The organism is Lentzea flava, from assembly GCF_014648475.1.
In the GTDB taxonomy this organism is placed as follows: Bacteria; Actinomycetota; Actinomycetes; order Mycobacteriales; family Pseudonocardiaceae; genus Lentzea; species Lentzea flava.
The window spans coordinates 1-21,341 of sequence record NZ_BMRE01000011.1 but is presented as its reverse complement, the minus strand read 5'-3'; the positions used below and the strand labels follow the sequence as shown (position 1 = coordinate 21,341).

General features: G+C 69.1%; 23 protein-coding genes and 1 riboswitch. Of the genes, 17 read left to right on the top strand and 6 right to left on the bottom strand.

The window, feature by feature from the left end; translation table 11 throughout:
* The first annotated feature begins 15 nt into the window (after positions 1-15).
* Positions 16-504: a DinB family protein gene (locus tag IEZ09_RS15485; protein WP_189254388.1), complete on the top strand. Its 489-nt coding sequence runs from the start codon at positions 16-18 to the stop codon at positions 502-504.
* Here the strand turns inward: IEZ09_RS15485 and IEZ09_RS15480 are convergent.
* Entirely contained in the window at positions 501-1,379 is an 879-nt protein-coding gene (locus tag IEZ09_RS15480; RefSeq protein WP_189254387.1) for an RICIN domain-containing protein, read from the bottom strand. The two genes, IEZ09_RS15485 and IEZ09_RS15480, sit on opposite strands and share 4 nt — an antisense overlap.
* Before the next feature lie 332 nt (positions 1,380-1,711).
* Between IEZ09_RS15480 and ftsZ the strand changes: the two genes are divergently transcribed.
* On the top strand, positions 1,712-3,028 hold the full coding sequence (gene ftsZ, locus IEZ09_RS15475; protein WP_189254386.1) for a cell division protein FtsZ: 1,317 nt from the start codon (positions 1,712-1,714) through the stop codon (positions 3,026-3,028).
* A gap of 28 nt (positions 3,029-3,056) precedes the next feature.
* Here the strand turns inward: ftsZ and IEZ09_RS15470 are convergent, their stop codons facing one another.
* Entirely contained in the window at positions 3,057-3,650 is a 594-nt protein-coding gene (locus IEZ09_RS15470; RefSeq protein ID WP_229812583.1) for a TetR/AcrR family transcriptional regulator, read from the bottom strand.
* A gap of 83 nt (positions 3,651-3,733) precedes the next feature.
* Here IEZ09_RS15470 and IEZ09_RS15465 point away from each other — a divergent pair, with 83 nt between their 5' ends.
* From IEZ09_RS15465 to IEZ09_RS15430, 8 genes are all read left to right on the top strand, one after another.
* Positions 3,734-4,366: an NAD(P)-dependent oxidoreductase gene (locus tag IEZ09_RS15465; protein WP_189254384.1), complete on the top strand. Its 633-nt coding sequence runs from the start codon at positions 3,734-3,736 to the stop codon at positions 4,364-4,366.
* A 148-nt stretch (positions 4,367-4,514) separates the two neighbouring features.
* A complete protein-coding gene (gene pgeF, locus IEZ09_RS15460; protein ID WP_189254383.1) occupies positions 4,515-5,219 on the top strand; it encodes a peptidoglycan editing factor PgeF in 705 nt (234 codons plus the stop codon).
* Positions 5,216-5,914 carry a YggS family pyridoxal phosphate-dependent enzyme gene (locus IEZ09_RS15455; RefSeq protein ID WP_189254382.1) on the top strand — a complete coding sequence of 233 codons (699 nt, stop codon included), beginning with the start codon at positions 5,216-5,218 and terminating at the stop codon, positions 5,912-5,914. The genes pgeF and IEZ09_RS15455 overlap by 4 nt, the downstream gene beginning before the upstream one ends.
* Positions 5,915-5,981: 67 nt before the next feature.
* On the top strand, positions 5,982-6,635 hold the full coding sequence (locus tag IEZ09_RS15450; RefSeq protein WP_189254381.1) for a cell division protein SepF: 654 nt from the start codon (positions 5,982-5,984) through the stop codon (positions 6,633-6,635).
* 19 nt (positions 6,636-6,654) lie between these two features.
* Positions 6,655-6,930, top strand: coding sequence for a YggT family protein (locus IEZ09_RS15445; protein WP_112273484.1), 276 nt, complete (start codon positions 6,655-6,657; stop codon positions 6,928-6,930).
* Between the two features lie 47 nt (positions 6,931-6,977).
* Complete coding sequence (wag31, locus tag IEZ09_RS15440; protein ID WP_189254379.1) at positions 6,978-7,793, top strand: DivIVA-like cell division protein Wag31; 816 nt, start codon at positions 6,978-6,980, stop codon at positions 7,791-7,793.
* A 15-nt stretch (positions 7,794-7,808) separates the two neighbouring features.
* Positions 7,809-8,333 carry a hypothetical protein gene (locus IEZ09_RS15435; protein ID WP_189254378.1) on the top strand — a complete coding sequence of 175 codons (525 nt, stop codon included), beginning with the start codon at positions 7,809-7,811 and terminating at the stop codon, positions 8,331-8,333.
* Positions 8,320-8,748 carry an ester cyclase gene (locus IEZ09_RS15430; RefSeq protein WP_189254377.1) on the top strand — a complete coding sequence of 143 codons (429 nt, stop codon included), beginning with the start codon at positions 8,320-8,322 and terminating at the stop codon, positions 8,746-8,748. The genes IEZ09_RS15435 and IEZ09_RS15430 overlap by 14 nt, the downstream gene beginning before the upstream one ends.
* A 17-nt stretch (positions 8,749-8,765) precedes the next feature.
* Here the strand turns inward: IEZ09_RS15430 and IEZ09_RS15425 are convergent, their stop codons facing one another.
* Positions 8,766-9,914: an AfsR/SARP family transcriptional regulator gene (locus tag IEZ09_RS15425; RefSeq protein WP_189254376.1), complete on the bottom strand. Its 1,149-nt coding sequence runs from the start codon at positions 9,912-9,914 to the stop codon at positions 8,766-8,768.
* On the bottom strand, positions 9,911-10,255 hold the full coding sequence (locus IEZ09_RS15420) for a DoxX family protein (RefSeq protein WP_189254375.1): 345 nt from the start codon (positions 10,253-10,255) through the stop codon (positions 9,911-9,913). Before IEZ09_RS15420 ends, IEZ09_RS15425 begins: the two co-directional genes overlap by 4 nt.
* 249 nt (positions 10,256-10,504) lie before the next feature.
* On the opposite strand from IEZ09_RS15420, the gene ileS reads away from it, so the two are divergent.
* Positions 10,505-13,609, top strand: coding sequence for an isoleucine--tRNA ligase (gene ileS / locus IEZ09_RS15415; protein WP_189254374.1), 3,105 nt, complete (start codon positions 10,505-10,507; stop codon positions 13,607-13,609).
* A gap of 56 nt (positions 13,610-13,665) precedes the next feature.
* On the top strand, positions 13,666-14,292 hold the full coding sequence (locus IEZ09_RS15410; protein WP_189254373.1) for a class I SAM-dependent methyltransferase: 627 nt from the start codon (positions 13,666-13,668) through the stop codon (positions 14,290-14,292).
* Here IEZ09_RS15410 and IEZ09_RS15405 read toward each other — a convergent pair whose 3' ends face one another.
* Entirely contained in the window at positions 14,293-14,751 is a 459-nt protein-coding gene (locus tag IEZ09_RS15405) for an SRPBCC family protein (protein ID WP_189254372.1), read from the bottom strand. It lies immediately after the preceding gene.
* Positions 14,752-14,813: 62 nt separating this feature from the next.
* Between IEZ09_RS15405 and IEZ09_RS15400 the strand changes: the two genes are divergently transcribed.
* Positions 14,814-15,347 (top strand): TetR/AcrR family transcriptional regulator, encoded by a 534-nt coding sequence (locus tag IEZ09_RS15400; protein WP_229812582.1) that lies wholly within the window; start codon positions 14,814-14,816, stop codon positions 15,345-15,347.
* Here the strand turns inward: IEZ09_RS15400 and IEZ09_RS15395 are convergent.
* Positions 15,344-16,282 carry a M28 family metallopeptidase gene (locus IEZ09_RS15395; protein ID WP_189254370.1) on the bottom strand — a complete coding sequence of 313 codons (939 nt, stop codon included), beginning with the start codon at positions 16,280-16,282 and terminating at the stop codon, positions 15,344-15,346. The genes IEZ09_RS15400 and IEZ09_RS15395 overlap by 4 nt on opposite strands.
* Before the next feature lie 138 nt (positions 16,283-16,420).
* On the opposite strand from IEZ09_RS15395, the gene IEZ09_RS15390 reads away from it, so the two are divergent.
* The 4 genes from IEZ09_RS15390 to IEZ09_RS15375 all read left to right on the top strand — a co-directional run bounded on the left by IEZ09_RS15390 (position 16,421) and on the right by IEZ09_RS15375 (position 21,164).
* The gene (locus tag IEZ09_RS15390; protein ID WP_189254369.1) at positions 16,421-17,899 is read left to right on the top strand and encodes a potassium/proton antiporter; all 1,479 of its coding nucleotides are present in this window, start codon (positions 16,421-16,423) and stop codon (positions 17,897-17,899) included.
* 73 nt (positions 17,900-17,972) lie between these two features.
* Positions 17,973-18,087, top strand: a riboswitch (SAM riboswitch).
* Between the two features lie 37 nt (positions 18,088-18,124).
* Positions 18,125-19,453 carry an aminotransferase class V-fold PLP-dependent enzyme gene (locus IEZ09_RS15385; RefSeq protein WP_189254368.1) on the top strand — a complete coding sequence of 443 codons (1,329 nt, stop codon included), beginning with the start codon at positions 18,125-18,127 and terminating at the stop codon, positions 19,451-19,453.
* Between the two features lie 23 nt (positions 19,454-19,476).
* Complete coding sequence (gene lspA / locus IEZ09_RS15380; protein ID WP_189254367.1) at positions 19,477-20,178, top strand: signal peptidase II; 702 nt, start codon at positions 19,477-19,479, stop codon at positions 20,176-20,178.
* A 101-nt stretch (positions 20,179-20,279) separates the two neighbouring features.
* Complete coding sequence (locus IEZ09_RS15375; protein WP_189254530.1) at positions 20,280-21,164, top strand: RluA family pseudouridine synthase; 885 nt, start codon at positions 20,280-20,282, stop codon at positions 21,162-21,164.
* Positions 21,165-21,341 lie beyond the last annotated feature (177 nt).

Below are 21,341 nucleotides of genomic sequence, written 5' to 3'. Positions count from 1 at the left end.
TGCAGGCTCCGCCGCATGACACGTACCGCACCACCACTCGTCGCCGACGAACGCGCGACGTACACCGCCCTGCTGGACTACCTGCGCGCGACCATCGAGCTGAAGGTCGACGGCCTGTCGGACGACGACGCGACGCGCGCGGTCCTGCCGTCGAAGCTGACGACGGCCGCGGGCGTGGTGAAGCACGTGCGGTGGACCGAGCACCACTGGTTCGAGGTGGTGCTGGCCGGACGCGAGTCGCGCGCGCCCTACACGATGGAGGACCCCGACGCGGACTGGCGGATCGAAGACGGCGAGACGCTCGCCGGGTTGCTCGCGGACTACCGGGAGCAGTGCCAGACCAGCCGGGAGATCCTCGCGGATCTCGACCAGGTGGTGCCGTTCCGGGGTGACGGGACGGTCTCGGCTCGATGGGTGCTCGCGCACGTGATTGAGGAGACCGCCCGGCACGCCGGTCATCTGGACGTGGTCAGGGAACTGCTGGACGGAACCGTCGGCGACTAGGCCGCCGTCAGGTCCCACTTCTGCCAAAGGCCGCCGTAGTACGGGTACGCCTTCGCCAGACCGTCGGTCTCCTCCAGGTAGTTGCCGGTCAGCTCGCTCCTGACCCGGTAGCGGCCGAACTCGTCGGCGACGAGCGCCCACTGCTGGTCCCGCGCACCCGGCGCGCAGTTCACCAGGTTCACCTCGTAGTACTCGTTGGTGCTCAGGCACTTGCCGCTCGACGAGCTGCGCAGCGCCACCTTCCCGTCGCCGGCGTCGAGGCGCTGGTACGTCTCGCGCGGCAGGGTGCTGCAGGAGGTGATCCTGGCGACGGGTCCGTCCTCGGTCAGGCACTTGCCCCAGCCGGCGCTCTTCGGCCGGACGACGGCGGTGAGCTCGGGCTTCCGCGCCACGCCGACCTCGCGGATCTGCCAGTCCTGGTACCCGGCCGAGTTCGGGATCTCCATGGTCAGCTCGCCCCGGCTGCGCCAGGACCACGCGTCGACGAACTCGCCCTGGTTCTTCAGCTTGACGCTGCCCGAGGGCTGCGGCTCCAGCTCGAACCGGTGGCCGGCCTGGTCCGTGTCGCAGTTCGACCGCAGCGCGATCCAGTACGAGAACGTCCCGTCGAGGCACCACCTGTCCCCGACGTTGCGCAGGAACTCGCCTCTGCCGTCCGCTGCCGGGACCCGTTCGAACAACTGCGTGGCAGCACCCGTGCAGGTGGTCAGACTCGGCCGGGTGGACCCGGCCTCGGCGAAGTCGAGGCACAGGCCCTCGAGCACGTTCTTGATCTCGACGATCTTGTTGCCTTCCGGCGCCGCACTCGCTGGTGCGACCGTCGCTGCCCCCAGAGCGATCGCGGCCAGCGCGACGCTCAGCATCTTCATCCCCATCCACGGACGGTAGCGAAAGATCACCGGGAAAAGAGGTGGAAGTGATGAAGGTGTGGGCGAGACGATCTCCGATTCGAGCTCCGACTAGGCTGGTGGTGCGTCGTGCTCTGCACCGTGCGCACCTACTTGACGGCACGACCGGGGAGTAGTAGCGCACAGTGTTGGGACCCTACGGCGCGCCTGCTGGACCGACGCACCGCCGGTGCTTACCGTCCAGCAGGAACATATGGGGTTGACATAACTCTGGACCTCGAGGAGAGGTTGAGGGTTTCAATCCGGGTGCATCACCACCCAGCACCACAGCACGGACCACGATCAGGAAGGCGGATCCGATGACGCCCCCGCACAACTACCTCGCGGTGATCAAGGTCGTCGGCATCGGTGGTGGCGGCGTCAACGCCGTCAACCGCATGATCGAGGTCGGGCTCAAAGGCGTCGAGTTCATCGCGGTGAACACCGACGCACAGGCCTTGCTGATGTCTGATGCCGACGTCAAGCTCGACATCGGCCGCGAGTTGACGCGCGGCCTCGGCGCGGGTGCGAACCCCGAGGTCGGGCACAAGGCCGCCGAAGACCACCGCGAGGAGATCGAGGAGGTCCTCAAGGGGGCCGACATGGTCTTCGTGACCGCCGGCGAGGGCGGCGGCACGGGCACCGGCGGCGCGCCGGTGGTGGCCTCGATCGCCCGCAAGCTCGGCGCACTGACCATCGGTGTCGTCACGCGCCCGTTCTCGTTCGAGGGCAAGCGGCGCGCCAAGCAGGCCGAGGACGGCATCCAGGCGCTGCGCAACGAGTGCGACACGCTGATCGTCATCCCCAACGACCGGCTGCTCCAGCTGGGTGACATCGGTGTCAGCCTGATGGACGCGTTCCGTTCGGCCGACGAGGTGCTCCTCTCCGGTGTCCAGGGCATCACCGACCTGATCACGACCCCCGGTCTGATCAACCTGGACTTCGCCGACGTCAAGTCGGTCATGTCCGGCGCGGGCTCGGCGTTGATGGGCATCGGTTCCGCGCGCGGTGAGGGCCGCGCGGTCCAGGCCGCGCAGAAGGCGATCAACTCGCCGCTGCTCGAGGCGTCGATGGAGGGTGCGCACGGCGTGCTGCTCTCGATCGCCGGTGGCTCAGACCTGGGCCTGTTCGAGATCAACGAGTCCGCGTCGCTGGTCCAGGAGGCCGCGCACCCGGACGCGAACATCATCTTCGGTACGGTCATCGACGACTCGCTCGGCGACGAGGTCAGGGTCACGGTGATCGCTGCCGGGTTCGACGGCGGTGGTCCCACGCACAAGAAGCTGGAGCCGACGGCGTTGTCCTCGCCGCCGCGCACGGCTTCCGGGCCGATCGCCGCGGCGACGGCCACGCCGACGCACACACCGGCGCCGCAGCCGGTCGCGCCGACGCCGCCCCCGCCCGTCGTGCAGACGCCGGCCCCGCAGCCCGTCGCCCAGCCGGCCCCGCAGCCCGCTGCGCCCGTGACGCCGCCGCCCACCTCGGTGCCGCCGCAGCCGTCGCCGGTGCAGGGCAACGGGTACGTGCCTTCGGTGCCGCGGTCGCTGTCGCAGAACGGCTCGCTGCCGTCGCGTCCGGTGCCCGTCACCGACGACCCGGACGACGAGGTGGACGTGCCGCCGTTCATGCGGCGCTGATCACTTCACGCTGATCACTTCACGCTGATCACTTCACGCTGATCCCGCTGAGCAGCGCGTCGACCAGGCGCGCTGCGAACTCCTCTTCGCTCGGGCGGTCCTCGCCGTCGACGAAGTGGCCGAGGAACGCCCGTTCCAGGCAGGCGCCGAGGAGCATGCCCGCCGCCGCCCGCGGGTCGACGCCGGCGTTGATCCGGCCGAGAGCCTGCTCCGCCTTGAGGTAGGTGGCGACCGCCTCGCCGACCTGGTGCGGTCCCTTGCCTCGCTCGCGCAACGCCGCCCGGTGGGCGTCGAACACCTTGGGCTCGGCGAACAACGACGCCGCCATCGGGAAGGTCTGCTCGTAGAAGTCGGCGGCGGCGAGAGCCACGTCGCGGAGCACCTCCTCGACCGGGTCCTGGCCGAGCCGGTCCGGCAGATCGACGAGCACGCGGCTCAGACGCGTGGGGCCGCGCTCGCCGAGCACCGCCACGAACAGCTCGGTCTTGTCCCGGAAGTGCTTGTACAGCGCCGCTTCCGAGAACCCGGCCGCCTTCGCGATCTCCTTGGTGGTCGCACGGGCGAGGCCGCGGGTGCGCATGACCTCCGCGGCGGCCGCGACGATCCGGTCCCGAGTGTTCACTGACGCACTTCCCTCTTGACGTTGGTGAGTGCTTACTAACATAGTGGTTAGTGAGTACTCACCAACCAGCTGAGGGGGCTGATGTGAAACTCGCGATCTTCGGTGCGACCGGAGGCACCGGACAGCACCTCGTCCACCAGGCCTGCGCCGCCGGGTTCGACGTCACCGCCGTGGTCCGCAATCCCGCGCGACTCGCTGACCGGCCGAACCTGTCCGTGGTGCAGGCGGACGTGATGGATCCCGTGCAGATCGAGGGTGCGATCGCGGGCTGTGATGCCGTGATCTCGGCGATCGGTCCGCGCGAAGGCAGGACACCGACGACCGTGTGCGAGGACAGCGCGTCCGCGATCATCACCGCGATGCGCGCATGCGGCGCGCGGCGCCTGGTGGTGGTGAGCAACAGCGGCATGGTCGTCGACGAGGGCGACGACCTGGTCACCCGGTACGCGGTGAAGCCGATCCTCGGCCGGGTGCTGCGCCACGAGTTCGCCGACATGCGGCGGATGGAGCAGCTGGTGACGACCAGCGGCCTCGACTGGACGATCGTCCGCCCGCCGCGGCTGACCGACCGGCCGCACACCGGCAGGTACCGCACGGCGATCAACCGCAACGTGCGCCGCGGCTACGTCGTGGCCCGCGCCGACGTCGCCGATCTGGTGTTGCGCTGCCTCGACGACGAGCGCAGCACGCGGACGACCGTCGCCATCGCGAACTAGTCGGTGCCAACGCACGAATCCCGTTGATGTCGTTGCCGCCGCTCGGCGAGGACCTCGATGCGGTTACAACTCGGGGTTGAGGCCACCGCCGAGCGCGGTGGCCGCCTGGCTCGCGGAGGCTCCCGCGCCGGGCAACTAGGCTGTTGCCGTGCGCATTCGTCGTGTTGTCACCACCCGCGCCGGTGGCGTGTCCAAGGCCCCGTACGACTCGTTCAACCTCGGTGACCACGTGGGGGACGACGAGAAGGCGGTCGAGGCCAACCGCGCTCGTCTCGCCGAAGGCATCGGTCTCACGCCGGACCGTTTGGTGTGGATGGAACAGGTGCACGGCCGGACGGTCGGCGTGGTGGACGGGCCGCGGGCCGAGCCGCTGGAGGCGACCGACGCCGTCGTGACGAAACAGCCTGGTCTCGGGCTCGTGGTGCTCACGGCGGACTGCGTGCCGGTGTTGCTCGGCGACGCAGAGGCCGGGGTGATCGGCGCGGCCCACGCCGGGCGTGTCGGCGCGCGTGTCGGAGTTGTCGTCGAGACGCTCAAGGCGATGATGGCCCAGGGCGCCGAGCTGGAGCGGATCGAGGTCCTGCTCGGGCCGTCGGTGTGCGGCGAGTGCTACGAGGTGCCCGCCGACATGCAGGCCGACGTCGAGAAGCACCTGCCGGGCAGCGCCTCGAAGTCGCGCAGGGGCACCCCCGCGCTCGACCTGCGGGCCGGGCTGTGGAACCAGCTGGCCAGTGCCGGTGTGGGCAAGATCGGTGTGGACCCGCGGTGCACGTTCGAGGAGAAGGATCTCTTCAGCCACCGCAGGCAGGCCCCGACCGGACGGCTCGCGTCGGTCGTTTGGATCGAGCCGTGAGCCGCCGCGACGAGCTCGCCGCGAACCTCGCCGAGGTCGAGGAACGCATCGCGAAGGCCTGCGAGGCGGCGGGGCGTGATCGTTCCGAAGTGATGTTGCTCGCGGTGACGAAAACCTGGCCGGCGAGCGATGTCGAACTCCTCTACGAACTCGGGCTCCGCAACTTCGCGGAAAACCGCGATCAGGAGGCGAGCGCGAAGGTTCGCCAATTGAGACATCTCGAAGGCGCGAGATGGCACATGGTCGGCCGATTGCAGCGGAACAAGGCCAAATCCGTCGTCGAGTGGGCCGATCAGGTCGACTCGGTCGACAGCGTGAGATTGGCCGAGGCCCTCGCGAGGGCCGCGCACGCGAAAGGCACGAAGCTCGACGTGTTGTTGCAGGTCAGCATCGACGGCGACACGTCACGAGGTGGCTGCCCGATTCCCGATGTCGGGGAACTGGCTGGCGCGATCACTCGTTCGGGTGATCTTATTCTTCGCGGTGCGATGACTGTCGCGCCGTTGACGATGAAGCCATCGCAGGCGTTTGAGGCGTTGGCGTCAGTGGTATCAGGCCTACGTGATGATCATCCCACTGCCACCGGGGTGTCAGCGGGAATGAGCGGGGACCTGGAAGATGCCATCTCGCACGGATCGACCTGTGTGCGTGTCGGAACGGCGTTGCTCGGCAGTCGACGGCTAACGTTGCCTTAGGTTGTCGGGAACCTCGGGACCGTCCGCACCGTCCCTATGAGTGGGGCACCGCCGAGGAGGGGCTGGAATGAGCGCTTTGCACAAGCTGAAGGCCTACTTCGGGATGGTCCCCGCCGAGTACGCAGACGACCCCGGCTACGACGACGACCGCGGTCGCTACGGCGACTACCGGTCCGAGTACGCGGCCGAGGCCGACGACTACGACCCCTACCCGCGGCGCAGCCGCGTGTTCACGCCGGGCCGGTCGGAGCTGCAGAGCTCCGGGTACCGGGCCGACATCGACGAGTCGGACGACTACGAGCCGGAGTCGCGGCGCGGGGGCAGCCCCTCGAGCACGCGGCGCTGGAGCGCCGATGCACCCGTGCACGGCGCGCTCGCCGTCGAGCCGCAGCGCGAGCCCGTGAGCAGACTGCGTCCGGTCGCCGAGCCGGCAGGCAACCCGTTGGCGCGCATCACCACGCTTCACCCCCGTAACTACAGCGAGGCGCGCACGATCGGGGAGCACTACCGGGACGGCACTCCGGTGATCCTCAACCTGACCGACATGGACGACGCGGACGCCAAGCGTCTCGTCGACTTCTCGGCCGGTCTCGCGTTCGCTCTGCGCGGGTCCATGGACAAGATCACCAGCAGGGTGTTCCTTCTCTCACCGCCCAACGTTGACGTGACGGCGGAGGACCGGCGGAAGCTGGCGGAGGGCGGGTTCGGCAACCACGGTTAGAGTTGACCCCGTGGACCCGATCCGTCTCGTCATCTTCTACGTCCTCTTCGCGTTCTCCCTGTTCCTGACCGCGCGCGTCGTGGTCGAGATGGTGAGGACCTTTGCGAGGGAGTGGCGCCCCGCGGGCGGCGTGGCCGTGACGCTGGAGACCGTTTACACCGTGACCGACCCACCGGTCCGTGCTGTCCGTCGGATCATCCCGACTGTGCGGATCGGGGGCGTCGGGCTGGACCTATCGATTATTGTGCTGTGGCTGGTCGTTATCATTCTGATGCGATTCGCAGATCCCAGGTGACGGGGAACCGGGGATGACCGCAGCCCAGGAGTGCGAGAGGTGATCCGATGCCGTTGACCCCCGCTGACGTGCACAACGTCGCGTTCAGCAAGCCGCCGATTGGCAAGCGGGGCTACAACGAGGACGAGGTGGACGCGTTCCTCGACCTGGTTGAGGGCGAACTGGCCCGCTTGATCGAGGAGAACAACGACCTCCGTCAGCAGGTCGAGCAGCTCGACCAGCAGCTCGAGACCGCACGCGCCGACCTCGACGACGCGCGCGCAAAGGCTTCTTCCGGCCCCGTGACGAGCCGCATGCCGGTGGAGGAGCCGCGCCGCCTGGCGCCGGTCCCGCCGCCCTCCGTGCTCGAGCAGACCTCCCCCGGCGGGGGCGGCGACCACCACGTGCAGGCCGCGAAGGTCCTGGGTCTCGCCCAGGAGATGGCGGACAGGCTGACCGGCGAGGCCAAGGCCGAAGCCGACGGCATGCTGTCCGAGGCCCGCACGAAGTCCGAGCAGTTGCTGTCCGAGGCCCGTGCCAAGGCCGACACGATGGTCAACGAGGCGCGCACGCGTGCCGAGACCATGCTGAACGACGCGCGCACGCGCGCCGAGACGCTCGAGCGGCAGGCCCGTGAGAAGGCCACCGCGCTCGACCGCGACGCGCAGCGCAAGCACGCCGAGGTGATGGGCAACATCACCCAGGAGAAGAACACGCTCGAGAAGCAGATCGACAAGCTGCAGACGTTCGAGCGCGAGTACCGCACGCGACTGAAGACCATGCTCGAGTCGTCCCTGCGCGACCTCCAGGACCGCGGCCCGGCCGCTCCGTCCGAGGGCCGTTCCCAGGGCTACTCCTTCGGCGCACGCGCCGAAGCGGGCTGAACTACTGTTCACTAGGTGCTCTTCGTAGTTCTACTTCTGGTGCTGGCTGCCCTCGGGCTGCTCGTGCCTGCGCTGACCACGTCCAACAACATCTGGGCGTGGTCGTCCGTGGGCGCGAGTGTGCTCGCCGCCCTGGTTCTGATCTGGGACTGGTGGCGACGACGTCCGGGGGACCCCGCAGCCGTCGCGCAGAGTGTAGATCAACACGCAGTAGCTGATGATCAACGGGTAGTGGTTTCGCCAGAAGACGTGGCTGAAGCCGACACACCGCCCGCTGACGAAGAACCACCGGAAGAGGACACCGACGCGGCAGACCTGCTCGCGGTGGCCGATCTGGTGGACGAGGTGCGGGTGCTGGACGAGCGGCCCCGGTACCACCTGAGCTCGTGTTCCTGGCTCGCCGGGAGGCCCACGCTGGGCCTCCCGGTGCAGGAGGCACGACAGCTGCAGTTCACTCCGTGTGCCATGTGCAGGCCCGACGCGACCCTGGTGGCGCGCCATCGCGTCGCCCACCGCGGGAGTTCCGATGACGTCGGCTGACAACAAGGCAGTGGTCCGCAGGTTCCTCGACGAGGTCGTGGGCCAGGGCCGGTTCGACCTCGCAGACGAGTTGTGCGCACCCGACGTGGTCAACCACGCGGCGGCGCCCGAGCGGCAGCACGGCGTCGAGAACGTCAAGGCCGTTCTCGGCTTCTCGCTCGCTGCCCAGCCGGACCAGCGGTGGGTCGAGCGGCACTTCCTCGCCGACGGCGATCTCGTGGTCGTCTACGGCCGCCGTGACGGCACGTGGCAGGCGCCGGGATTCCGCGGCGTGCCCACCCCGCAGAGCGGCAAGGTGTCGGTCGAGCTCGCGCACATGTTCCGGCTGCGCGACGGCAAGATCGTCGAGCACTGGGCGGTGCGTGACGATCTCGGCATGCTGCAGCAGCTGGGCGCCATCAGCGCCGGTGGCTGAACTTCGCGCGGATCTGCTCAGACCACGACCGGCCGCGCGCCGTGGGCCGTGACCAGGCCAGGCAGGCGTTCCCTGCTGGTCACGATCACGTGGCACCGCGGCGTCCCCGGCAGCAGCGGCACGACCTGAGCGGTGTCGGCGGCGTTGTCGAGAACGATCAGCATGCGCCGGTTCGCCAGCAACGTGCGGTAGAGCGCCGTCTGTGCGTGCGGTTCTGGTGGAATGCCGTCCGGTGCGGTGCCCAACGCGGTGATGAACGCGCGGACGACGTCGGCCGGGTCGCTGCCGTTCAGGTCCACGAACAGCTGGCCGTCCGGGAAGTCGGCGGCGTGCTCGTGCGCCCACCGCAGCGCGAGCCACGTCTTGCCGGTGCCCGCGGGGCCGGTGATCGTGACGATCGGCCCCTCGCCGAGCGCTTCGAGTTCGGCTTCCCTGCCCGTGAAGCCCTCCGGTGGCGACGGAAGCTGACGCGGGCTCCACTGTGGACGCTGGATCGACGCGGCGAGGTCGCGCAGCGCGGGGCCGGGGTCGAGGCCCAGTTCGTCCGCGAGCCGGTGCCGCAGCCGCGCGTAGTGGGCCAGTGCATCGGACCGGCGGTCGGCGCCGATCAGCGCGCGCATCAGCTGTCCCGCGAGCCGTTCGTCGAGCGGGCGCTCGGCCGTGCGCGCGGTCAGTTCGGCGACCAGCGCCCGGTGCTCGCCCGCGGCGAGACTCGCGTCGGTGTGATCCAGTTCGGCGGCCGTGATCTCGCGGGACACCGTCTCGCGCTGACCGGCGAACCACGCGCCCTGCAGTCCCTCGAACGGTTCGCCGCGCACGAGTGCCATGGCCTCGCCGGGCCGTCCGAGCGCCACGAGCGAGCGGAACCGGTGCAGGTCGACGGCCTCGGGATCGGCTTCCAGCACGTAACCACCGGAGCGGCGCAGGATCGGCGGGCCGTCCAACGCCGTCCGCAGCCGGGACACGTAGCTGTAGAGCGCGGACTTCGCCTGCCGCGGCGGCGCCTCGCCCCAGACCCGCGCGAGCAGCTTGTCGACGCTGACCACCTGGTTGACGTCCACCAGCAGCACGGCCAGCACGCTGAGCTGCCGGGCGTGCCCGACGTCGACGAGCGCGGCGCCGCGCCGGACCTCCGGTGTGCCGAGGACGTGGAAGGAGAGCGTCACCGGTCCAGGAACAGCAGGGTGATCAGCAACGCGAGCAGCACCAGGTCCACGACCACGCCGGTCGGCTTCGAGTCGTACCTCAACCGGGTGATCGTGGCGCCCACCATCAACAGCCCGAGCCCGACGGTGGCCGCGTGCGCCACCCACTCCCACGTGACCAGCCCGACGACCAGGCCGAGCGCTCCCGCCCACTCCAGCACACCGATGGTGCGCCACAACACGGGACTCATCCGGAAGTGATCACGGGCCTGCAGCGACGCCTTCGCCCCGAACAGCTTGCCCGCGCCTGTCGCGACGAAGAGCAGGGCCAGCACGATCGACAACGCGATGGTCAACGTCATCGCGCGAGCATACGGTTTGCGCCCACCAGTTACCCTGTACCCACAGGCACCGATCCGGCCATCACCGGGGAGCCTCCGGAAGAACGGGTTCAGCGAACCTCAGTAGAACCGGACGGGACCGGCCCGTCACAGCCGAAGAACGAGAGGCCCACCGTCACCGGTGGGCAAGCGGGGTGGTACCGCGGCCTGCCGGGCAACGTCCGGCGTGTCGTCCTCGCGTGTCCTTCATGACCGCGAGGAGCAGTGGAGATGGCCTACCCCAGGGCCGGACAGAACGAGGTCCCGGCGCAGCCGTCCTTTCCGAACCTCGAGCAGGACGTGCTCGGGTACTGGAAGGACGACGAGACCTTCCAGGCGAGCATCGACCGCAACCCGGCCGGCGAGAACGGCGCGAACGAGTTCGTCTTCTACGACGGCCCTCCGTTCGCCAACGGCCTGCCCCACTACGGGCACCTGCTGACCGGCTACGTCAAGGACGTCGTGCCGCGCTACCAGACCATGCGCGGCAAGCACGTCGAGCGCCGGTTCGGCTGGGACACGCACGGCATGCCCGCCGAGTACGAGGCGGAGAAGCAGCTCGGCATCACGCAGAAGCACGAGATCGACGAGCTCGGCATCGAGAAGTTCAACGAGGCGTGCCGCACGTCCGTGCTGCAGTACACCGACCAGTGGCGCGAGTACGTGACGCGGCAGGCTCGCTGGGTCGACTTCGACAACGACTACAAGACGCTCGACCTCGACTACATGGAAAGCGTCATGTGGGCGTTCAAGGCCTTGTGGGACAAGGGCTTGATCTACGAAGGCTTCCGGGTGCTCTGGTACTGCTGGCGTTGCCAGACGCCGCTGTCCAACACCGAGACCAAGATGGACGACGCCTACCGCGACCGGCAGGACCCGGCCGTCACGGTGGCGCTGCGCCTGGAGTCCGGGGAGAAGGCCCTGGTCTGGACGACCACGCCCTGGACGTTGCCGAGCAACCTCGCCGCCGCCGTGCACCCGGACGTCGACTACGTGACGGTCGTGGGCTCCGACGGCGACAAGTACCTGCTCGCCGAGGCACGGGTGGCCGCGTACGCGCGCGAGCTGGGCGAGGAGCCCGAGGTCGTCGCCCGCTACAAGGGCTCGGACCTGGTCGGCAAGAAGTACCTGCCGCCGTTCGACTTCTTCGTGGGCCGCGAGAACGCGCACCAGGTGCTGACGGCGGACTACGTGACCACCGACGACGGCACGGGCATCGTCCACATCGCACCGGCGTTCGGTGAGGACGACAAGGTCGTGACGGACGCGGCGGGCATCGAGGTCGTCGTGCCGGTCGGGCCGGACGGCAAGTTCACCGCGGAGGTGGCGCCGTACCAGGGCGTGCACGTCTTCGACGCGAACAAGCTGATCATCCGCGACCTCAAGGAAGCGGGCCTGCTGCTGCGGCACGAGACCTACGACCACCCGTACCCGCACTGCTGGCGGTGTGCGAACCCGCTGATCCAGCGCGCGCTGTCGGCGTGGTTCGTCGCGGTCACGCAGTTCAAGGACCGGATGGTCGAGCTCAACCAGCAGATCAACTGGGTGCCGGCGCACATCAAGGACGGCCAGTTCGGCAAGTGGCTGGAGAACGCGCGCGACTGGAACATCTCGCGCAACCGGTACTGGGGTTCACCGCTGCCCGTGTGGGTGTCGGACAACCCCGAGTTCCCGCGCACGGACGTGTACGGGTCGCTGGACGAGCTGGAGCGCGACTTCGGCGTGCGCCCGGACAACCTGCACCGGCCGTTCATCGACGAGCTGACGCGGCCGAACCCGGACGACCCGAGCGGCAAGTCGACCATGCGTCGCATCCCGGACGTGCTCGACTGCTGGTTCGAGTCGGGCTCGATGTCGTTCGCGCAGGTGCACTACCCGTTCGAGAACGCGGAGTGGTTCGAGAACCACTACCCCGGCGACTTCATCGTCGAGTACAACGGGCAGACGCGCGGCTGGTTCTACACGCTGCACGTGCTCGCGACGGCGCTGTTCGACCGGCCCGCGTTCCGCGACTGCGTGGCGCACGGCATCGTTCTCGGTGACGACGGCCAGAAGATGTCCAAGTCGCTGAAGAACTACCCGGACGTCAACGAGGTCTTCGACCGCGACGGCTCGGACGCGATGAGGTGGTTCCTCATGGCGTCGCCGATCCTGCGCGGCGGCGACCTGGTGGTGACCGAGCGCGGCATCAGGGACGCGGTGCGCCAGGCGGTGCTGCCGTTGTGGAACTCCTGGTACTTCCTCGCGTTGTACGCCAACGCTTCCGGCAAGGAAGGCACGTGGCGCGTCGACTCGAAGAACGTGCTCGACCGGTACGCGCTGGCGAAGACGCACGACCTGGTCCGCGACGTCCAGGCGGCGATGGACGGCTACGACATCTCCGGTGCGTGCCAGCTGGTTCGTGAGTACCTCGAGGTGCTGACGAACTGGTACGTGCGGCGGTCGCGGCAGCGGTTCTGGGACGGCGAGCAGGACGCGATCGACACCCTGCACACCGTGCTGGAGGTCGTCACGCGCGTGGCGGCGCCGTTGCTGCCGTACACGACCGAGGTTGTGTGGCGCGGGCTGACCGGTGGCCGTTCGGTGCACCTGACGGACTTCCCGTCGGCGTCCGACCTGCCGGCCGACGACGCTCTCGTGGCGGCGATGGACGAGGTGCGCGACGTCTGCTCGACGGCGTTGTCGTTGCGCAAGGCGAACAAGCTGCGCGTGCGGCTTCCGTTGGCGCGCTTGACGGTCGCGTCTCCGGTGGCGGCGTCGCTGGAGGACTTCGCCGAGATCGTGCGCGACGAGGTCAACGTCAAGGAGGTGTCGCTGTCCACGGACGTCGACGCCTACGGGCAGTTCCAGCTCGTCGTGAACGCGCGGGCCGCCGGTCCGCGCCTCGGGCCGAACGTGCAGAAGGTCATCAAGGCCGTGAAGGCCGGTGACTGGTCCGAAGTGGACGGTCGGGTCGTCGCCGCCGGTGTCGAACTGTTCGAGGGCGAGTACGAACAGCGTTTGGTGGCAACGGATCCGGCTGCCACGGCGGCGCTGCCGGGCGGTGCGGGTGTCGTCGTGCTCGACACGGTGGTGACGCCGGAGCTGGAGGCCGAGGGTGTCGCGCGTGACCTGGTGCGCGTGGTGCAGCAGGCGCGCAAGGACGCCCAGCTCGACGTGTCCGACCGGATCACGCTGACGCTGGAGCTCCCGGACGCCGTGCGGTCCGCCGTCGAGCCGCACCTGGAGTTCGTGCGGTCGGAGACGCTGACGTCGTCGGTCGTCTTCGGCGAGGGAACCTCCGAGGGCACCGTGGGTGACGGCCTGAAGGTCAAGGTCGCCGTCGCACGCGTCTGATCTCAGGTGAACGGGGCCGCTGTCTCGCGACGGCGGCCCCGTTTACGGTTTCCGGCGTGACCGAACCGACCACCAGGGCCGCCTACGACTCCGTCGCCACCCTCTACGCCGAGCTGTTCAGCGACGTGCTCGACAGCCTGCCGCTGGAACGCGCGCTGCTGGCCGCGTTCGCCGACCTCGTGCTGGCCGGTGGCAACGGGCAGGTCGCCGACGTCGGGTGCGGTCCCGGCCACGTGACAGCACACCTGTGCTCGCTGGGGCTGAGCGCGTTCGGCGTCGACCTGTCGCCCGAGATGATCGCCATCGCCCGCCGGGCGCACCCCGGCCTGCGGTTCGACGTGGGTTCGATGACCGCGCTGGACCTCGCCGACGGCGTTCTCGGCGGCGTGCTGGCGAACTACTCCTTCATCCACACCCCACCGGCGCGGCTGCCGGTCGTGTTCGCGGAGTTCGCGCGCGTGCTGGCACCGGGCGGTCATCTGCTGCTCGGGTTCTTCGCCGGGGACGACCCGGAGCCGCGGGAGTTCGACCACAAGGTCGCGCCCGCCTACCGGTGGTCGCCCGACAGCCTCGCGGATCTCGTGGGACAGGCCGGTTTCGCCGAGGTCGCGCGGCTCGTGCGGGCACCGCACGAGGGTGAGCGGGGCCCGCAGGGACAGCTGCTGATGCGCAGGCAGTCGTGATCAGACGCTGGCCGGCCGGCGGCTGAGGAGTCCGAACGACCGCCGCACCAGCCGCACCCACGGCGACCACCGCGCCGGAACCGCCGGCTCGCGGCCTGCCGCGCGTTCGCAGGCGTCGAGGAGGTCCTCGATGCACGCGTCGTGCAGCCAGCGGATCACCAGAGCCCAGCGCAGCCGCGACTTCGGGTTGAAGTGGCCGATCAGTTCGTGCGTCAGCACGGTGCCCGACGCCGACAGGGTGTGCGTGCCCTCGCCGCTGCTGAAGGCGAAGGTGATCGACTTGCCGGGCTCGTACTCCGTGCAGCGGTAGCGGATCGGGCCGTGCCCGCCGTCGGCGCCGACCCCCAGCGGCCGGTCGAACTCCTGCTTGCCCCAGGCGGGCGGCCACAGCTCCTGGATGCGGTCGACGAACTGGCCCGCAGGCACGCCCAGGTCTCGGGTGTGGACGTTCTTGATCATGGATCTCCCCTTCCATACGCTGGCGTATGTTTGCGAAACATACGGTAGCGTACGGAAGCGTGGTGCGGAGGAATCGGGACGACTGGACTGAGATAGCGCTGAGAGCCCTCGCGGAAGGCGGGCTGGCCGCCGTCGCGATCGAACCGCTCGCGGCCAGGGCGGGGGCGACGAAGGGCAGCGTCTACCACCACTTCCCGAACCGCGAGGCGCTGCTGAAGGCGACGGTCGAGCGGTGGGAGCGGGAGCACACCGAGAAGGTCATCGAGCTGGTCGAGGCCGAGAAGTCACCGCAGGACAAGCTCAGGACGCTGTTCGCGACGGTGCTCGACCGCACCCGCAAGGGATCGGTGGAGATGGCGTTGCAGGCGGGAGCCGACAACGAGGTGATCGCGCCTGTGCTGAAGCGCGTCACCGAGCGACGGCTGAGCTACCTGACCGAGCTGTTCGGGCAGCTCGGGTTCGACCGGGAGCACGCGAGGAAGCGGGCGCTGATCGCGTTCAGCCTCTACCTCGGGCAGGTGCAGATGGTCGCGACCCTGCCCGGCCTCGCCGAGTCGGTGGTCGACGAGGCCGTGCAGGTGCTGACCAGGAACTAGGCGGCGACGGCCCACAACGTGGACGCGATCACGTCCGCGTTGCGGTCGAGCGCCGTGTCGTTGATGTTGCTCGTGGTGTCGCAGGAGCGGTGGTAGCAGCGGTCGAAGGCCTGACCGGCCGTGCCGCCCCACTTGGCGGCCTGGGCCGCGGTTTTGATCTTCTCGGCGCCGGTGAAGGTGCCGCCGACCGGGATGCCCGCCGCCATGAACGCCCTGTGGTCGGAGCGGTTGCCGACGTCGATCAGCTCCGTCGGGATGTTCCGCGCCTTGAAGTCGGCCTCCAGGCGTTGCTGCAGTGCCAGCGAACCGGCGGGGAACTCGCCCTTGACGGCGTCGTAGACGAAGTAGCCGGGGTTCGGCGAGCCGGTCATGTCGAAGTTCAGGTACGTCTTGATCTTCGACTTCTCGGCGCTGGACAGGGAGTTCACGTAGGCGGCCGAGCCGATCAGGCCGCGTTCCTCCGCGCCCCACCAGCCGAACCGCACGTGCTTGGCCGGCCGGAAACCGGTGGCCTTCATCTGGAGGGCGACCTCCAGGATGGACGCGGAGCCCGTGCCGTTGTCGTTGATGCCGGGGCCCGCGGGCACGCTGTCGAGGTGGCCGCCCAGCATGACGACGTTGTTCGCGTCGCCGCCGGGGTAGTCCGCGATCAGGTTGTAGCCGGTGGCGCCGCCGTAGGTGAACGAGTGCACGCGCGTGGTGAAGCCGGCCGCGTCGAGCTTGCTCTTCACCCAGTTCACCGAGGCCAGGTACCCCGGACGTCCGTGTGCGCGGTTGCCGCCGTTGGCGTTCGCGATCGACTGGAACTGGGTGAGGTGGGCTTTCACGTTCGTGACGCTGATGTCGGGTGCCGCCAGGGCCGAGGGAGCGGCCGCTTGCGCGGGAGCTGCTCCGGCCACCGTCAAGGCAGCCGCCAGCGCGATCAGGATCCTCATGGTTCAACTCCGTGCAGGGTTGGGATTGAGCCACTGATCAACATGCTCCTGTGCGCATGTGACCGGTAGATGCGAACGGCGGTTGTTGCGAGGCGTCGGATTCGTCCAATTCGGTGGTGATCACTCAGAATGGTCCAGGTGGGTGACGTCACCGTCGTGCTGGGCATCGGCGCCGCCGTTCTGCTGGTCTCCGTGATCGCGGTACGCGTGTCGATCCGGCTCGGGCTGCCCTCGTTGCTGCTGTACCTGGGCATCGGGGTGCTGCTCGGCGAGTCCGTCGTCGGCATCGACTTCGACGACGCGGGCCTCACCCAGTCGCTCGGCATCGCGGCCCTCGTGCTGATCCTGACCGAGGGCGGGCTCACGACCCGTTGGCAGGCCGTGAAGTCCTCGCTGCGGTTAGGTGTCGCACTGTCCACAGTGGCCGTTGCGGTGAGCGTCGCCGTGACGGGAACGGCGTTGCACTTCCTGCTCGGCCTCGACTGGCGGATGGCGTTGCTGTGGGGCGCGGTGCTGTCGTCCACGGACGCGGCGGCCGTGTTCAGCGTTCTGCGGTCATTGGGCGTGGGGGCGCGGCTCACGGGCGCGCTCGAACTGGAATCAGGCCTCAACGACGCGCCGGTCTACATCGCCGTCGTGCTGCTGGCGTCCGCGGACCAGATCACCTGGACCGCGCCGCTGCTCGTGCTCTACGAACTGGGCGCGGGCGCGCTGATCGGCGTCGGACTGGGCATTCTCGGCGGGGCGGGGCTGAGACGCGCGGCCCTGCCCGCCACCGGTCTGTACCCGCTCGCCACGGTGGCGGTGTGCGTGATCGCCTACACGGCCGGCGACCTGGTGCACGCCTCCGGTTTCCTCGCCACCTACGTCGCGGCGCTGGTGCTGGGCAACGCCCGTCTGCCGCACCGCGCCGACACCCTCTCCTTCGCCGAGGGGCTCGGGTGGCTCGCCCAGATCGGGCTCTTCGTCCTGCTCGGCCTCTACGCGTCGCCGGCGCGGCTGCTCGACGTGCTGGTCCCCGCGCTGATCGCGGGCGTGGTGCTGACGTTCGTGGCGCGGCCGCTGTCGGTGGTGCTCGCCTCGCTGCCGTTCAAGGTGCCGTGGCGGGAACAGGCGTTCCTCTCCTGGTCGGGGCTGCGCGGTGCGGTGCCGATCGTGTTCGCGCTCATCCCTCTCATCCAGGGCGTCGAGGGGGCGAGTCAGCTGGTCGACGCGGTGTTCGTGCTGGTCGTCGTGCTGACGGTGGTGCAGGGCACGACGCTGCCGTTCCTCGCGCGGCGCCTCGGGCTGGTGCGGTCGAGCGAGCCGCAGGAGGTGCAGGTCGACGCCTCGCCGTTGGACGAGCTGAGCGCCGAGCTGCTGCAGGTGCGCATCCAGCGCGGGTCGAAGCTGCACGGCGTCTACATGTCCGAACTGCGGCTGCCGATCGGTGCTTCGGTGAGCCTCGTCGTGCGCGGCGGGAAGAGTTTCACGCCACAGCCGACGACCCGGCTGCAGACCGACGACCAGTTGCTCATCGTCACCACCGAGGAGGCGCGCGATGCCGCTGAGCGGCGCATTCGTGCCGTCGACCGGGCCGGCCGCTACGCACGGTGGAAGGGCGAGACCGGCGATTAGTCGGTTTCCGAGGCTTCTCACGATGTGATCGGTTGTCGACGGCCGGTAGCTGCCTCCGCTAACGTCGTCGGCAGGTCATGAGAGCCAGCGTCAAGCCCAAGCTTGCTGGCCGGCAACCCTCCAACCGCGGTGGGGTGCCCTTGGTGAGGACCTGGTCCGGCGCGTGGGGCGCCGGTCAAGCGCGGGCCTTCGCGACACGAGGCCCCTGGCCTCGGAGGCAGCTCGATGACGCTCGCGATCACCAAGACCACCAGCACCGCCGTTCCGGCTGTCGTCGGCGCCGACCTGCGCGTTCCGCTCGTGACCGGAGAGCGCGTCACCTACGCCAACCTCGACCACGCGGCTTCCGCGCCGTGTCTGCAGGAGGTGCGCGACGCCGTCGACGAGCTGCTGCCCTGGTACGCCAGCGTGCACCGCGGCGCGGGCTTCGCCTCCCAGGTCTCGACCCGCGTCTACGAGCAGGCGCGCGACCGGATCCGCAAGTTCGTCGGCGCCCACGCCTCCGACACCGTCGTCTTCACCCGCAACACCACCGATTCGCTGAACCTGCTGGCGCGCAGCGTTCCTCGCGGCACCGCGGTCGTTCTGTTCGACAGTGAGCACCACGCGGCGCTGCTGCCGTGGCGCGGCCCGAACGTTCAGCGCATTCCTGCTCCGTCTTCGTCTGGCGCCGCCGTTGTCGCGCTGGACCGGGCTCTGGCCGCCGCCCCGGTCGGTCCTCGGCTCGTGATCGTCACCGGGGCGTCCAACGTCACGGGTGAGCTGTGGCCGGTCGCGGAGCTCGCGAAGGTCGCCCGCAGGCACGGCGCGCGCATCGCGCTGGACGCCGCGCAGCTCGCCCCGCACCGCCCGCTGAACGTGCGTGAGCTGGGGGTCGACTACGTCGCGTTCTCCGGCCACAAGATCTACGCGCCGTTCGGCGCCGGTGTGCTGGTGGGCCGCGCGGACTGGCTGCAGCAGGCCCAGCCGTACCTGGTCGGCGGCGGTGCGACGGCGAAGGTGACCGACCACGGTGACCGCCTGGGCGTGGCGTGGTCCGCGGTGCCCGAGCGGCACGAGGCCGGCAGCCCCAACGTCGTCGGCGTGCACGCGCTGGCCGCAGCCTGCGAGATCCTGTCGCGGCACTGGGAGCAGACCGTCGCGCACGAGCAGGAGCTGCTGACGCGCCTGCGGGACGGCCTGCGCACGGTTCCGGGCTTCCGCGAGCTGTCGATCCTGACCGACGCCGACAAGGTGGGCGTCGTGAGCTTCACGATCTCCGGCTTCGACGCGGGCTTCCTCGCGGCGGCGCTGTCCGCCGAGTACGGCATCGGCGTCCGTGACGGAGCGTTCTGCGCCCACGTGATCGTCGGCAGGCTCGTCAAGGCCGGAGCGCACGAGGACCGCGCCGTCCGCGCCTCGATCGGCCTGGGTACGACGGCCGAGCACGTCGATCGGCTGGTCGCGGCGCTGCGCACCCTCGTCACCGAGGGTCCGAAGTGGACGTACACGCAGCGCGACGGCCGCTGGGTGCCGGAGGACGACAGCCGAACCCTGCCGCCGTTCCTCGCGTAGTCCCGTACGTGGACAATGACCTGGTGACTGACGAGTCCAAGACCGCGGAGACCCCTGCCGAGGAGGAGGCCGGCGAGTCGAAACCGGTCGACGAGCCGGCCGAGGCCGAGGTCGAAGCAGAGGAGAAGACGGTCTCTCCCGACGAGGTCGTCGAGCCGGAGTTCTCGCTCACCGGGTCGCTGCCCCAGCCGCGGATCAAGATCCTCGCGATCCTGGCCGGTTCGGTGCTGGCGCTGGACGTGCTCACCAAGGTCCTGTCCGTGGCGTTCCTCGAGGGTGCCGATCCGATCAAGCTGTTCGGCGGCGTGCTCTACCTGACGTTCGTCCGCAACCCCGGCGCCGCGTTCGGCATGGCAGAGGGCATGACGTGGATCCTCGCGCTCATCGCGCTGGGCGTCGCCGGGTTCATCCTCTGGATCTCCCGCAACCTCCGCTCGCAGCCCTGGGCCGTCGGCCTGGGCCTGGTGCTGGGCGGCGCCGTCGGCAACCTCGCCGACCGCCTGTTCCGCGAGCCGGGCCCGATGCGCGGCCACGTCGTCGACTTCCTGTCGCTCTTCGACGCCTACGGCCGCGTGTGGCCGGTGTTCAACGTCGCCGACATGGCGATCGTCTGCGGTGGCGCGACGATCATCGTGCTGGCGCTCATGCAGCACGACTACGACGGGACGATCCACAAGACGCCTCCCGCACCGGTGGAGTCCGAGAGCCAGCCGGAACCGAAGTAGCTGCTCCTGGTAGTTTCAGCGGGTTCTGCAAGGAGAAGAAGGTCGAGGCCCCGCGCGTGAGCGGATACCGAACGCTGCCGATTCCCGACGGTTTGGACGGCATGCGCGTCGATGCCGGCCTCGCGAAGCTGCTGGGGCTCTCGCGCACCGCCGTCGCGGCCATCGCCGACGCTGACGACGTGCTGATCGACGGCCGGGTCGTCGGCAAGTCGGATCGGCTGACGGCCGGGGCGATGCTGGAGATCACGCTGCCTGCGCCGCCGCAGCCCGTCACCGTGCAGGCCATCCCCGTCGAGGGGCTTGTCGTGATCCATGAGGACGACGACATCATCGTCGTGGACAAGCCCGTCGGGGTCGCGGTGCATCCCTCGCCGGGGTGGACCGGGCCTACCGTTGTGGGTGGGCTGGCTGCCGCTGGGCACCGGATCGCGACTTCTGGGGCTGCTGAGCGGCAAGGGGTTGTGCATCGGCTGGATGTGGGGACCACCGGGGTGATGGTGGTGGCTAAGTCGGAGTCGGCGTACTCGGCTTTGAAGCACGCCTTCAAAGAGCGGACCGTCGACAAGGTCTACCACGCGATCGTGCAGGGGCATCCGGATCCGATCAAGGGGACTATTGATGCTCCTATTGATCGGCATCCCAAGCACGACTACAAGTTCGCGGTGATGAATTCTGGGAAGCCTTCGGTCACCCATTATGAGGTGATTGAGGCTTTTCGGGCGGCGTCGTTTGTTGAAGTGCATTTGGAGACTGGGCGGACGCATCAGATTCGGGTGCACTTTTCGGCGTTGCACCACCCGTGTGTTGGTGACCTGACGTACGGGGCCGACCCCACGTTGGCCAAGCGGCTCGGGGTGTCGCGGCAGTGGCTGCATGCTCGGGAGCTTGGGTTCCATCACCCCGGTAGTGGGGAGTGGGTCACCTTCACGTCGGAGTATCCGGCTGATTTGGCTGCTGCTTTGGAGAAGTTGCGCGAAGAGGGCTGATTGTTTGGGGGCGCGTGGGTTTTGTGGGTCGTCCCCCGGTTGCGTCGGCGGGTTCCTGTTTGTTGTCCGTAGGTGGTTGGGTTGGGTCCTGATCCGGCGGTTGCTTTCTGGGGCTCCGGCCCCAGACCCAATGCCACGTAGCTTAAGTTGATCTTGGTGGTGTGCTGGCGGTTCGGC

Coding starts and splice junctions, on each gene's coding strand:
- IEZ09_RS15485 (WP_189254388.1), top strand. CDS start 16: ATGACACGTACCGCACCACCACTCGTCGCCGACGAACGCGCGACGTAC.
- IEZ09_RS15480 (WP_189254387.1), bottom strand. CDS start 1,379: ATGGGGATGAAGATGCTGAGCGTCGCGCTGGCCGCGATCGCTCTGGGG.
- ftsZ (WP_189254386.1), top strand. CDS start 1,712: ATGACGCCCCCGCACAACTACCTCGCGGTGATCAAGGTCGTCGGCATC.
- IEZ09_RS15450 (WP_189254381.1), top strand. CDS start 5,982: ATGAGCGCTTTGCACAAGCTGAAGGCCTACTTCGGGATGGTCCCCGCC.
- wag31 (WP_189254379.1), top strand. CDS start 6,978: ATGCCGTTGACCCCCGCTGACGTGCACAACGTCGCGTTCAGCAAGCCG.
- IEZ09_RS15430 (WP_189254377.1), top strand. CDS start 8,320: ATGACGTCGGCTGACAACAAGGCAGTGGTCCGCAGGTTCCTCGACGAG.
- IEZ09_RS15420 (WP_189254375.1), bottom strand. CDS start 10,255: ATGACGTTGACCATCGCGTTGTCGATCGTGCTGGCCCTGCTCTTCGTC.
- ileS (WP_189254374.1), top strand. CDS start 10,505: ATGGCCTACCCCAGGGCCGGACAGAACGAGGTCCCGGCGCAGCCGTCC.
- IEZ09_RS15405 (WP_189254372.1), bottom strand. CDS start 14,751: ATGATCAAGAACGTCCACACCCGAGACCTGGGCGTGCCTGCGGGCCAG.
- IEZ09_RS15395 (WP_189254370.1), bottom strand. CDS start 16,282: ATGAGGATCCTGATCGCGCTGGCGGCTGCCTTGACGGTGGCCGGAGCA.
- IEZ09_RS15385 (WP_189254368.1), top strand. CDS start 18,125: ATGACGCTCGCGATCACCAAGACCACCAGCACCGCCGTTCCGGCTGTC.
- IEZ09_RS15375 (WP_189254530.1), top strand. CDS start 20,280: ATGCGCGTCGATGCCGGCCTCGCGAAGCTGCTGGGGCTCTCGCGCACC.